This window comes from Chitinophaga barathri (assembly GCF_003807585.1).
GTDB classification, from domain to species: domain Bacteria; phylum Bacteroidota; class Bacteroidia; order Chitinophagales; family Chitinophagaceae; genus Chitinophaga; species Chitinophaga barathri.
The window spans coordinates 249,127-261,883 of the sequence record NZ_RMBX01000007.1; the positions used below are offsets into that span (position 1 = coordinate 249,127).

The 12,757-nt window shown below is 53.3% G+C and carries 8 protein-coding genes; 4 read left to right on the top strand and 4 right to left on the bottom strand.

Annotated elements, in window-relative coordinates:
- Window positions 1-318: 318 nt before the first annotated feature.
- The 3 genes from EG028_RS14545 to EG028_RS27690 form a co-directional block, all read right to left on the bottom strand.
- Complete coding sequence (locus tag EG028_RS14545) at window positions 319-951, bottom strand: response regulator (protein ID WP_120517353.1); 633 nt, start codon at window positions 949-951, stop codon at window positions 319-321.
- A gap of 61 nt (window positions 952-1,012) precedes the next feature.
- Entirely contained in the window at window positions 1,013-4,075 is a 3,063-nt protein-coding gene (locus tag EG028_RS14550; RefSeq protein WP_162946507.1) for a sensor histidine kinase, read from the bottom strand.
- Between the two features lie 388 nt (window positions 4,076-4,463).
- Complete coding sequence (locus EG028_RS27690; RefSeq protein WP_162946505.1) at window positions 4,464-4,790, bottom strand: hypothetical protein; 327 nt, start codon at window positions 4,788-4,790, stop codon at window positions 4,464-4,466.
- Between the two features lie 101 nt (window positions 4,791-4,891).
- On the opposite strand from EG028_RS27690, the gene EG028_RS14560 reads away from it, so the two are divergent.
- The 4 genes from EG028_RS14560 (at window position 4,892) to EG028_RS14575 (ending at window position 11,635) form a co-directional block, all read left to right on the top strand.
- Window positions 4,892-5,482 carry an RNA polymerase sigma factor gene (locus EG028_RS14560; RefSeq protein ID WP_120517130.1) on the top strand — a complete coding sequence of 197 codons (591 nt, stop codon included), beginning with the start codon at window positions 4,892-4,894 and terminating at the stop codon, window positions 5,480-5,482.
- A gap of 70 nt (window positions 5,483-5,552) precedes the next feature.
- Complete coding sequence (locus EG028_RS14565) at window positions 5,553-6,449, top strand: FecR family protein (RefSeq protein ID WP_120517129.1); 897 nt, start codon at window positions 5,553-5,555, stop codon at window positions 6,447-6,449.
- 116 nt (window positions 6,450-6,565) lie between these two features.
- The gene (locus EG028_RS14570) at window positions 6,566-10,081 is read left to right on the top strand and encodes a SusC/RagA family TonB-linked outer membrane protein (protein ID WP_206614452.1); all 3,516 of its coding nucleotides are present in this window, start codon (window positions 6,566-6,568) and stop codon (window positions 10,079-10,081) included.
- A gap of 18 nt (window positions 10,082-10,099) precedes the next feature.
- Window positions 10,100-11,635, top strand: coding sequence for a RagB/SusD family nutrient uptake outer membrane protein (locus tag EG028_RS14575; protein WP_120517128.1), 1,536 nt, complete (start codon window positions 10,100-10,102; stop codon window positions 11,633-11,635).
- Window positions 11,636-11,873: 238 nt separating this feature from the next.
- Here the strand turns inward: EG028_RS14575 and EG028_RS14580 are convergent, their stop codons facing one another.
- Window positions 11,874-12,179, bottom strand: a complete 306-nt coding sequence (locus tag EG028_RS14580; protein WP_120517127.1) for a hypothetical protein — start codon at window positions 12,177-12,179, stop codon at window positions 11,874-11,876.
- Between the last annotated feature and the right edge of the window lie 578 nt (window positions 12,180-12,757).

Here is a 12,757-nt window from a genome sequence, read left to right on the forward strand (position 1 = left end):
TGCTGCAGGTATATAAAACAGTGGACCTTTTTATAACATTCCGCGATGAATTGTATGATGTCGTTATTTGTTTGACGGGATACCCCTGTTATTGTATTCACTGGTGTGTGGGTATTAACACGCATGGTTCAAATTAAAAATGGTTTCCGTTTATCGCTGCCGGTTCCGTTTTATTCTCATGATATTTCCGTTCCTGTTACGGTACAAAATTGGGGAACTTAATGCTGGTGCACAATCACATAACGATGTGGTTTGCAACGGAGCGACGGGGGATGACCGGTAAGCCGGGCGGGTGAGTGGAGGGAACAAGATGCCGTATTATACCAGTTTGTCCCTGAAAGCCTTTGCTACTGCTTCTGATTTGGAATTGACGTGTAGTTTTTCGTAAATCTTTTTGATGTGGGAGCGCACAGTGTCTATGGAGATGAATATTTCCGAAGCGATCATTTTGTAGCTATACCCGTTCACAAGCAGTTGCAATACTTCTTTTTCACGTTCTGAAAGATTGTACAGTTCATTGCGGTCAGTGGGCTGGCGGGCAAACAGGTGCAGCACCTGCCGGGCGATGGAAGAGGTCATGGGCGCGCCGCCGTCGTATACATCCTGGATGTAGTCAAGCAGTTTTTCGGGGGGCGTTTTTTTGAGAAGATAGCCGTCCGCCCCCGCTTTGATGGCTTCAAACACATGTTGATTGTCGTCAAACACGGTGAGCATAAGGATAGGAAGCTGGGGGTACTGGCCGCGGACAATGCGGAGGCCTTCTATGCCGTTGGTGCCGGGCATATCAATGTCCATCAGGATCACGTCGGGAAGAAGTTCGCTGGTCTGCTGCAAAATGTGGTCGCAGTTTTTGAATGCGCCGCATACTACAAAATTCTGTACTCCGTCGATCAGTAATGTTAAGTTCTCCCGCAGTTTAGTGTTGTCTTCATATAACACGATTCGGATCATATCCAGGTGTTGTTGTGCTTCATAAAGGTAAGCCGCCGCCGGCATCCCGTCAATCACATGCTTATGTGGTAGGGAACATCAGTGTGATCACCGTTCCTTTCCCGATCTGCGACTGTATGCTCAGCTGCCCGCCCATCCGGTAAGCCCTGCGCTGCATATTCATCAGCCCGTCCCCTTCCCCGGCCTCATTGACATTAAACCCGATGCCATTGTCCTGCACACGCAGTACCAGCTGGCCTTTGCGCAATTGTATGCGAATGTCCGTGAAGGTGCAATGGGCGTATTTGGCAATGTTCGTAATGGTTTCCTTGTAGATCATAAAGAAGTCGTGGCGGCTTTCCAGCTTCAGCTTGCGGCTGTATATCTTTTCGTCTATGGAAAAGGTGAACCCGATCTGCCGGGCTTCCAGCATACTGGTGGTGAACTCGCGCATACGGGCTATCACGCGCGGAGTGCTGTCATTCAACGGATTGATGCTCCATACGATATCGTCCATGCTTTCCATCATACGCGTGGTGCTTTCCCCGATCTTAACCAGGAAGTCCTGCGTTTTGCTCATATCCTCCTGTACTGCATTGCGGCGGGCCATGCTGCTCATGATGTTGATAGACGTGAGCGTGGAGCCCATATCGTCGTGCAGGTCGCGCGCAATGCGGCGGCGCACCTGTTCGGTGGCCAGCAGGCGGTTCACTCTCAGGCGGTGTATCACGTAGATGAGCCCGCCGGTCAGCAGCGCCAGCACACCGTAAAACCATCCCTTCTGCCATACCGGCTTCTGGATGAGGATCGTCATGGTGGTGATATTTTTGGTAGCCAGCCCCTCGCCGTTCTCGCAATACACACGGAAAGTGTAATTGCCGGGGGAAAGATTGCTGTAATTCACATACTGCCTTTTATTAGCCCTTATCCATTGGTTGTCGATCCCGTCCAGCCGGTAATAATAAGTCAGGTTGTCCTGCTCCAGGTAAGCCAGCGATGTGTAGCCGATGGTAAAGGTGCAGTTCTTGTATTGCAGCACCATACTGGGAATGCCGTCCGCCACCATGGGGCTGTAGGACGGTTGCACGTCTTCTCCTGTTTTGAAAAAGTGAATGCGTACATCCGGCGGTCTTTCCGGCTCGAGCAGGCTGTCCGGGTAAAAGGTGATCATGCTTTTGGTGGAGCCGAATACCACATGGCCGCTGCGCAGCCTGCAGGTGGTGGGCAACTGGAATGTCTCGTCCGCCACGCCGTAGTTGCGGCCGTAATGCACCACTTTACGGTTGACCAGATTTACTTTGCCGGCGCTGAAGTTCGTGGTGAAAAACACGGCCTGGTTATTCACCGGCAGCACATTGGTAATGATATGCACGGGCAGGCCATGCTCTTCGGTGATCGTGTTCAGTACTTTACCGGTGGTGATATCCAGCAGGGAAATGCCCCCGCTCGCGATCACCAGCCTGTCCGCGCCCATCGGGCTGATGTTCCGGATGTTGTTCCCTGGCAGCGGGTGCCGCGACTCGTTCACCGCGTAACGCTGCAGGATGCGGCCGGCGGTATCCATCTTTAGCAGGCCGTGTCCGGAGGTGCCTACCCAGATGTTATGATGCCGGTCCGCATGAAGGTCCTGGATATGCTGCCACAGAAAACGGCCCTGCCGGTACAGGCCGTCCGTCCAGGTACGGATGGTGTTGTGTTTATAATTCCATTTGGCCAGTATGCCCCATTGCGTGCCCAGCCAGAGATTCCCGTCGGGGTCCAGGGCGATGCTGCGCACGGTGCGGTTGTCCAGCGCGTCCAGCTTGCGGTATTCCACTTTCCAGCCGGCGGGGTTCACCAGCAGGAGGTTGGCATGCTGGGCGCCGATCACCACCCGGCCGTCGGGCAACAGCTGCATGCACCAGAGCATGTTGTATTTAAAATCCGAAGGATGTTTGAGTTGTTTTTTGAGATGACTGAGCGTGCTGTCGTATATCAGCAGGCCCTGTCCCCAGCTGGTCACCCATACGTCTCCGTTCGGGTGCTGCCAGATGTCGGTAGCTTCCAGCAATGGCCAGGGGCGATTGTCTGTAGCGGGTTTGAAAGGTGTAGTGCGGAATTGTTGTTTGTTGTAATTGAAAATGAATATACCGTTACTCGTGCCTATCCACATGTTCTGCATGTTATCTTCCTCGAGGCAGAACATATCTGTATAGTCCAGCCCATACCGGGCAAACTGGTCGCGGGCAAATTCCTGTGCGGTGCGGCCGTTATCGGAAAAGCGCCACAGTTTATCTCCTGCGCTCCATACGTTGCCCTGCTGGTCTTCCATCATAAAGGTAAGTGCGCCGATGTGCAGCAGGTCGCCGCTCAGCTTGCCGGAGAGGAGATCGTAGTGATGGAAGTCCGGGTGCTCGGCCTGGTAAGCCCAGGTGTTGATGTAAAGCCCCTGCCGGCTATCGCCGAAGAGGCGGGTGATATTTTTTTGCAGCCCCGGCACATCCAGGGCGGGGATATGATCCGGGTTGTAGCTGGCGGTATAGCAGGTTTTCTGCGAAAAATCCAGGAGGGCAAGGCCTTTGTCTGTACCAAGCCAGAACTGGTGCGTGACGGAATCTTCCGCCATGCTGCATACATTAAAGCCGCGGCAGTTGGTAAAGAGCCGGGAAAAAGGCACAAAGGCCCGGGCCTTTTCGTCCAGCAGGAAAGCGCCGTGTTCCGCGGTGCAGAGCCAGATGCGACCTCTGCTGTCCTGGAAGAACTGGGTGGCCCTCACGGCGGTGTTCTCATACCCGATCAGCGGTACTTTGTGTACTTCCTGTTTTATGTAATCGTAGGTGACGGCGCAGGTGCTGAACATCACCCAGAGGAGATTGTCTTTTGTTTCCAGTATAAATTTGGCTTCTTCCTGCGCGATGCCGGGTATTTCCAGGAAAGGGAAATATTCGAACTGCCGGCCGTCGTAACGTTGCAGGCCACCGTCAGTGCCTACCCACATAAAACCTTTACGGTCCTGGTATACGGTATTCACGTAATTGCTGCGCAGCCCGTCTTCCACTGTGAGGCGGCTGTACAGGTGGCGCTGGGGCATGGCATGTGCTGCGTATAACTGGAGCACAAACAACATGATGGTAAAGCGGCAGATATCCTTAAGGGATGCTTGCATAGTGAATTGATCCCTCAAAATTAAACGCTTTGATCGGTTATTCCGACAGCTCATCCGCCGAAATGGCGAATTCACATCTTTATGTGGTTGAAGTTCTGTATGAGCTGTATACCTTTGCTGTGAACGGAAACCAGGATATTGGCCCCAAAAGATATTCAAGCCATTTACATTTACCGTGAAACCTGACTAGCTGTAAAGCCTGAGGGGGAAACTATGCTGTAACAGATAGGAGAGACCTCCCTTATGGGTGCGGGGCAGGGTATCTGCATCGGGTACCTGCACTCCGCGCATTTAAAAAGGAATTAAACTGCCTTATAGGAATATGCTGCTAATATAACGGGCGCGAGCTTCAGCTTGTGCCTTTTTCTTTTATGAGGTGAACAGGTTATCAATCTCCGCCGCCGCCATCACCGCCACCACTATCACCGCCGCTGTCGCCTCCGCTGTCACTCCATCCGCCGTCCGCGCCGCCACCGCCTCCGCTGCCACCGTCGTAGCCATCGAAACCTGAATGATGCGAATGCCCGAAATCTGATCCGCCATCTGCCCATAAACCACCCGAAGCGCCGAAAGAATCGTTGCCGGAATCCGCCCCGTTGCCGTAACGCCTGGCATTGCGGCGTGTCAGGTAAAGGATCACGATGAGGGCGATAGCGGGAAGAGCAAAGTAGATCAACGCAGTCGGCACAACAAAAAGGATAGGAATCAACATCATAACCATGAGTATCTATTTTTAAAGATAAACATTCTTTTCCCGCAGATTCGTTATTTTACAGGGAGGTTCCATATTCTAAAACCCAAGGATCATCATTATTCATGCCGGGTACCTATGACCAAGGCGAGGACCTGACCCGTTACTGGGAGGCCGTTTTGCAAAACGATACACGAGCATATGCGCACATCCACGGCCATTTGCACCCGGTCCTGTTCCGGTACGCGCTTGCCATGCTCAATGATGAAGACCTGGCGGAAGACGCGGTGCAGGAAGTGTTCATCCGTATCTGGTACCGGAAAAAAGAGACCGGCCCCCTCCGCAACGTACGCGCTTTCTTTTTCACCGCGCTCAGGCGGCAGGCACTCAACCAGCTCAGGGGCGTCAGGTCCATGCAGATATTACACACAGAAGAGCCCGACATCGAATTTTCTCCCGAAGACATTATGATAGCCGCCGAACAGCAGACGGAGCAGCAGCTGAAACTCAGCCAGTACCTGAACCAGTTGCCCAAACGGCAAAAGGAAGTGATCTACCTCCGCTTTTACGAGGAGCTGACCTACCCGGAAATCGCGGAGATCATGAAGGTGAATTACCAGAGCGTGATCAACCTGGCGCATAAAGCCATTGCCCAGCTGAGAAATCTGATGGGGCAGGTACCGCTGTGGTGGCTGTTTTTCAGGGTAATGACCTGATTTTTCAAAAAAACTTGACAAAAAGAGAGTATCAAACGGAATATATCGGTGTCTTCTATAAAAACACGTTATGGAAGATCAGCCTTTACCGCAGGACCCCGGGAATACGCCCTTCCGTTTCCGCCGCCGGCAGGTGCCGGAAGCGCAGACGCAGGAAAGCTGGCGTAAGATCGAATCCCGGCTCAGCACCCGGCGCCCCGGCCTTATCCGCCGCAGGATCTGGAGGGCAATGGCCGCAGCGGTGGCGCTTCCTCTTTTGGCTTACGCTTCATATTTTATATATTGCCAACTCGTTTCCGGCGGAATGACTGAATACCGCACCGCTTACGGAGAGATCAGGCAGGTCTTGTTACCGGATAGTTCCCTCGTCTACCTTAATGCTAATTCTACCCTGCGCGTCCCTGAAGAATGGAACGCCGCGGAAAGCCGTGCCGTTTGGCTGGAAGGAGAAGCTTATTTCGAGATCACGAAAAAGCCCGGCGCGGGTAATGCACGTTTTATCGTGCATGCCAAGGAGATTGATGTGGAAGTATTTGGAACGAAGTTTAATGTGAATATGCTCGGCGCGCGCACCACCGTATCCCTGAAAGAAGGTAAGGTGCAGCTCACGGCCAATGCCCCCATCAGCCAGGGCCCGAAAGTGATCATGATGAAACCCGGTGACGAAGTGCTGGTGGATAAAGACGCTTCGCAGCTGAAAGAAGCTGTGAATACAGAGCTGATCGCAGACTGGCGCAACCATCGTTATCATTTCGAAAATACATCCCTGGCCGATATATCCGCCATGATAAAGGCCAAATTCGGATATGAAGTTATCATCGCCGATCCCGAAATAAAACAGAAGTGGATCAGCGGCGATCTGTATGCTGAAAACATAGAACAACTGAGCAGGGCCCTTTCCCTGACAATGAACATCGAGATCGAGCAGAAGGACCAGCAGCTGATATTCTCCCTGAAGGAGCAATAGCCGTCCATCAAAACAGTAAGGAACGAGAGAACTGACAGTCTTTGGAAAAAGTCTGAACGCCCGAATAATGTCAACCAAAATAAATTTTGTTTTACCCGCATTAAAATTCCCATATTATGAACGCTAACTATTTGCTGCGCAAGACCTTGCTGGTTGCGGCTTTTACAGCCGCCGCCAGCGGGTCACATGCTGAAACCCGGCAGGATGTAGCCTTCAGCCGCAAGCCGCGGCCGGCCTGGCAAAATACCGCCGAAGACAAAATGCAGCAGAAAACACTCGTGCAACTCCTCAAGGAAATCCACAAAGATTACAAAGTAGACCTCCTCTACGAAGCCAAAAAATTACCCAAAGTAAAAGTGAGCTTCACGCCTTCCTCGTATGAAAATGTGGAAGAAATGCTTCGCGCCCTGCTGGTGCCGCATGGCCTGCAGGCGCAGTCCGTACAGCCCAATACCTGGGCCATTGTGCCACTGAACGATAGTAAGGCTCCCCGCCCAAAGTCCCCCAGCCCCGCAAAGCAGGAGGCCAGCGGTGAGGAGCAGTCCGCACAGCCGTTGCTGAGGCTGAACGGCGCTACCAGTATGATGGTGAGCGGCGCCATGGTGGATACGGTTCGTAAAGTGCGTATCACCGGCCGTATCACAGACGGGGAAAATGGTACGCCATTGCCCGGGGTATCCATCCAGGTGAAGGGGGAAATGCGGGGCACCCAGACGGACGGCGATGGAAAATACACCCTGGAAACAGCAGCGGGCAAAACCCTCCAGCTGTCACTGCTCGGTTATGAATCGAAAGAAGTGACCGTTACCTCCAGCAGCAACATAGACCTCACCCTTGATGTATCCAACCGCGACCTGAACGAAGTGGTAGTGGTAGGTTACGGCAGCCAGCGCAAAAGCCTGGTGACCGGCGCCATCTCTTCCATCAAGGCGGCTGAAATATCCACCGTTTCTTCCAGCCGCATCGAGCAGGCTTTGCAGGGAAGAACCGCCGGCGTAACCGTACTACCCGTTTCCGGCTCGCCCGGCAGCGCCATGCGTGTGCGCATCCGTGGTACAGGTTCCAACGGCTCTTCTGAACCGCTCTATATTATAGACGGTATGCGCGCCGGTGGCATCGAATATCTTGACCCCTCCGAGATCGCTTCCGTGGAAGTGCTGAAAGATGCGGCATCCGCGGCGATCTATGGGGCGGAAGGCGCGAACGGCGTAGTGATCATTACTACCAAAACCGGCCACAAAGACCTTACACCGCGCATCGATTTCAGTATGCAGTACGGCAGGCAGAGCATCAAAAACCCCATGAAGATGATGAATGCCGAACAATACAGCCAGTACCTGGAAGATGCGGGCGTAACCGTGGACAGGCCCAATCCGGCCGACTGGAAAGGCAAAACAGGCACCATGTGGTTGGACGAAATTTCACAGAACGCCCCGGTACAGCGGTATGCGCTGAACATCAGCGGCGGCAGCGAAAAATCCTCCTACCTCATCGGCGGCACCATTTACGGGCAGGACGGTGTGATCGGCGGAGATAAAGCGCGCTTCAACCGCTACACCGTGAGGCTGAATACGGACCACCAGGTGAAACCCTGGCTGAATGTGGGCAACAGGCTGAGTTACGCTTACCATAAACGCAACGGTGTAACGGAAGATTCCGAATTCGGATCCGTGATCAACAACGCGATACTCCTTGATCCCATCATGCCGGTAGTGTATACCGGCGCATTGCCGCAGCGTGTTCAGGATGCTATTTCCGAAGGCTATTCCCTTATCAAAGACCCGCAGGGCCGCTATTACGGCGTGTCCGACTATGTATGGGGCGAAGCCGGCAACCCGCTGGCGCAGATGGACATCACGCACAACTTCACCACGCAGCATAAAGTAGTAGGCAACATATTCGCGGAACTGAAGCCTATCGAAGGCCTCACCGTCACCAGCCGCTTCGGCCTCGACGCCGCTTTCCAGCGCAATCACGCCTGGACGCCCACCTTCTGGTGGTCCAGCGTACGACTGAACACCGCCGCCGGCACCCTGGATAACAATGAAAACTGGTACAACTGGCAGTGGGAAAACTTCGCCACCTACAGCCGCAAGTTCGGGCATCACGACGTTAGCATCATGGCCGGTATGAGCTCCCTGCGCCGCGGCTACGACAGGCTGAACGGTACCACCTCCGGCATGTTCCGTGAAGACGATAAGTTCTCCTACCCGGACTTTGTGCCCGACGACCAGGACCGCCTGAACGGCATCGCCACACAAACCTCCATGGTGAGCTATTACGGCAGGATCCAATACGACTATAAAGGCAAATATCTTTTTAACGCCATCCTGAGAAGGGACGGATCTTCCCTGCTGCCGCCGGCCAATACCTGGGGTACTTTCCCCTCATTGTCCGCCGGCTGGGTAGCCAGCAACGAAGGGTTTTTCCCGGACGGTGTGATGAATTACCTGAAACTGCGCGCCAGCTGGGGCCAGAACGGCAGCATTGCAAATATCAGGATCGGGGACTGGAAGTCGCTGATCACTACGGAAGGCATCGGCTTCCCGGATATTGACGATAATTTCCTGGTGGGCGCTGAGCCTGCTGGCCTTGAAAACCCCTACCTGAAATGGGAAGCAAGCGAACAGCTGGACTTCGGGGCAGACATGGGTTTCTTCAACAACCGCCTGAGCGTGGTGGTGGATTATTATAACAAACTCACCAAAGGCCTGCTCACACCCGGCACCGTACCCGGTTTTGTAGGGAACGTGCTGCACATTGTGAACGGTGGTGATGTGAGGAACAAAGGCTGGGAATTTGAAGTGAGCTACCGCAATGATAACAGCAGCGCCTTTAAATTCGAAATAGGTGCGAACCTTACCACCATCAAAAACGAAGTAGTATCCCTGAATGAATTTGTGGACCGTATACCCGGCAGCGTGGTAGGCACGGGCTGGCAGGCTTCCTGGTTTGAACAGGGTTACCCCATCTGGTATTTCCGCGGCTTTAAGACAGACGGCATTTTCCAGTCACAAGCCCAGGTGGATGACTTCCTGAAGAACTATACGACGGACCAGGGCATTAAAGTGGGCGATCCTGTCCCGGTGGATACCGACGGGAATGGGGTGATCTCCGAGGGCGACTACCAGTTCATCGGCAGCCCGCATCCTGATTTTGTATACGGCGGCCGCCTCACGATGTCTTACAAGGGTTTCGACCTGATGGTGCTGGTGCAGGGCCAGAAAGGGAACGACGTGCTGATGGGCTTCAACAGGATTGACAGGCCCACGGCCAACCGCCCCGAGTTTTTCTGGACGGACCGCTGGACGCCTGAGAACAAAAGCAATTCCTGGTTCGCACCGAACTCCGGCAGCAAATACGCCTACAACAGCGACAAAATGCTGTTCGATGGTTCATACACCCGCGTCCGCCAGCTGCAACTCGGCTATACCCTTCCCGAAAGCCTGCTGAAAAGGGCGCACATCCGCAACGCGCGTATCTACGGCTCGCTGGACAACTATTTTACATTCACCAAATACAAGGGAATGGACCCCGAGGCTGGCAGCAATGACAATAACAGTCTTGGTATTGACCGCGGCGTATACCCGATTCCCCGCACAGCAATCGTCGGCCTATCATTTAGTTTTTAACCTGCAATCCAATCAATCATGAAACGAAACATCATTCAATATACGATCGCCGGAATGGCCGCCCTGTTGCTCAGCAGCAGCTGCGGCAAGAGTTTCCTGGACCAGGAGATTCCCGGGCGCACGCCGCTGGAAGATTATTATAAAACGGACGCCGACGTACTGGCAGCCACGTATGCGGCTTACGACTTCCTCCAGGCCGAGTATAACTGGGGATGGGGCAGCCCGCTGCTGGTAAAAACATTCCCGTCGGACGAAGGCAATGCCGGCGGCAACGATCCCGGCGACCAGGGACATTACCAGAGCCTGGACGACTTTACGACCGATGCCCAGAACCAGGGCGTGCTGTGGGTTTGGCGGGTGAATTATTTTGGCGTGTACCGGTCAAACCAGGTGATCAACCGCGTGAAGGGGGAAACCGATCTTCAGAAAAGACTGGTAGCCGAGTGTAAGACCTTGCGCGCTTATTATTATTTCGAGCTTACGGCCCTCTGGGGCGATGTGCCCCTCGTGCTCGGCGATCTGAAACCTGAGCAATACAACACCACCAAACGTACGCCCCGTGCCGAAGTATACGCACAGCTGGAAAAGGACCTGCTGGAAGCCGTTGCCATCCTTCCGGTGAAAAGTGCATTGCCGGCGGCACAGCGTTTCAGGGTATCCAAAGGAACGGCGCAGGCGCTGCTGGGCAAAGTATATCTCTACCAGCAGAAATGGGCCGAAGCGGCGGCGAAGTTCAACGACGTGATCGTGTCCGGCGAGTATGACCTGGAAGACAAATTCCCGGCAGCCTTTTCAAAACAGGGTGAGTTTGGCGTGGAAAGCGTATTTGAAGTGCCCTTTTCATCCAGCAAAAAATATAACTGGGACAACTTTCCCTGGGACCGTTTCAGGCAGATCGAAAGCAATATCCACATCAAACTGATGGGCCCGCGCGAAGAACCTTACAAAGCCATGCCGGGCGATTCGCTGCTGGGCGGCTGGGGTTTTAACCTGCCCAAAAAGAAATTATACGATGCCTATGTGGCAGCCGGTGATGTGGAGCGCCGCAAAAACACGATCCTGTCCCTCACGGAGCTGAGGGCCGGCGGCGGCGAATGGAACGCCACCAATGTATGGGACTTTGAAGGTTACTGGCAACGTAAATACGGCTCTTTTTCCACGCTCACCACGGACGAGGGCGGCGCGGTAACGGACCTGAACTACGGCACCAATACAAAACTGATCCGTTATGCGGATGTACTGCTGATGGCTGCTGAGGCCTATTACCGGTCGAACAACGAAGGCCGTGCAAGGACGGAGCTGAACAAAGTACGGGTAAGGGCAAAGCTGGGTGAGATACAGCCTGCCGGGGCCGCGCTGTTTGAAGCGATCGTGAATGAAAGGTTCCTGGAGCTGGCGTTTGAGGGTTTCCGTTACCTGGACCTGGTGCGCTGGGGCAGAGCTGCAACTGAGCTGGCGCCGCTGGGTTTCAGGGCCAATAAAAACGAACTGCTACCGATCCCGAATGAAGACGTGCGGGTGGGCAACCTTGAGCAAAACCAGGGGTACAACTAAGTTTTTTTGATAAAAGCGATATATAAAAGTAGATGTTAGGTAAAAGGGCCGCCTCTCCAGGCAGGCCCTTTATAATTAGGGTTATCGCGGGATTCGGTTGGTTTACAATAGGTTGTATAGGTTGTACGGGGGCACGAAGCCATATGCTGCACGGGTGCAGGTATACGGCAATGCATATCCGCATACGCGGAAATGTATGGCATACAAGGGCCGGTTTTTGGGCCGGCGCCTGTAGGGTTTATGCTTGTTCTTCCCCTACTTCCTCTTCCACTTCAGCAGCGAGCTGATAGGTGGGGAAGGAGCGTTGGGGGAGGAATTCGAGGAGATCCTCAGCGGAAGGCTCGCGGTGTACGGCATGCAGCATTTCCCCCTGTCCGCTGATGAGCCAGCGGATATTACATTCCGGGAAACGGACAGCAATGTCCGCCACGATGTCCACACTCGGTTTTGCACCGTGCGACCGGAACAGGCGGGCGATCTTTTCGCAGCTCTTGTAATGCAAAGCGCGGCTGAAGGCAGTAGTACTTAAGCCTTTATGCTCCAAAAAGCATTTTAGTCTGGTTGAAATTGATTCCATAATAAAAGAAGAACTTACTGTGGAAAAGACACCAAAACCGTCATAAAGGGTGAATTTTCCCGAAAATTATTTTTTCAAAACGATTCACCCTTCACCTACCAAAAACCACTCTTTAGTATAGAACAGCATCCGTAATGTTGTTCCCATCCGGTTTACGGAAGTTGAAAAACCCGTAAAGGCTTGTCCGGCGGAATACTGGATAATCGTACGTGAATAACTCGCTGGCCGGCCTTTCATTCGTCCAAGCCCCAATTCCGGACAAAGCCTTATGAGTGCGGCCTTTTGAGGCAGCATTTTACCTATATCCGCCCGGGCTGTGATGAATCAGAGCGAATCGGGGCGGTGTTTTGCCGTATAAGCAGGTGAAGGGAAGACAGTGTTTTGATACACACTGTCAGGGATGAACGAAATATCCCCCCATGTGAAAAATGTTAATGAAAAGGAGCAGGCAGGTACGGGAAAATGTTAATGAAACAGGAATAAAACACGTGCGGATATACGGAATGTGAATCGTTGCGGCACGTGAAAACATATACCGGTCAGGA

Bases quoted from the DNA above. Each gene is read 5' to 3' on its own strand.
- EG028_RS14545 (WP_120517353.1), bottom strand. From the start codon at position 951: ATGATCCGAATCGTGTTATATGAAGACAACACTAAACTGCGGGAGAAC.
- EG028_RS14550 (WP_162946507.1), bottom strand. From the start codon at position 4,075: ATGCAAGCATCCCTTAAGGATATCTGCCGCTTTACCATCATGTTGTTT.
- EG028_RS27690 (WP_162946505.1), bottom strand. From the start codon at position 4,790: ATGATGTTGATTCCTATCCTTTTTGTTGTGCCGACTGCGTTGATCTAC.
- EG028_RS14560 (WP_120517130.1), top strand. From the start codon at position 4,892: ATGCCGGGTACCTATGACCAAGGCGAGGACCTGACCCGTTACTGGGAG.
- EG028_RS14565 (WP_120517129.1), top strand. From the start codon at position 5,553: ATGGAAGATCAGCCTTTACCGCAGGACCCCGGGAATACGCCCTTCCGT.
- EG028_RS14570 (WP_206614452.1), top strand. From the start codon at position 6,566: ATGAACGCTAACTATTTGCTGCGCAAGACCTTGCTGGTTGCGGCTTTT.
- EG028_RS14575 (WP_120517128.1), top strand. From the start codon at position 10,100: ATGAAACGAAACATCATTCAATATACGATCGCCGGAATGGCCGCCCTG.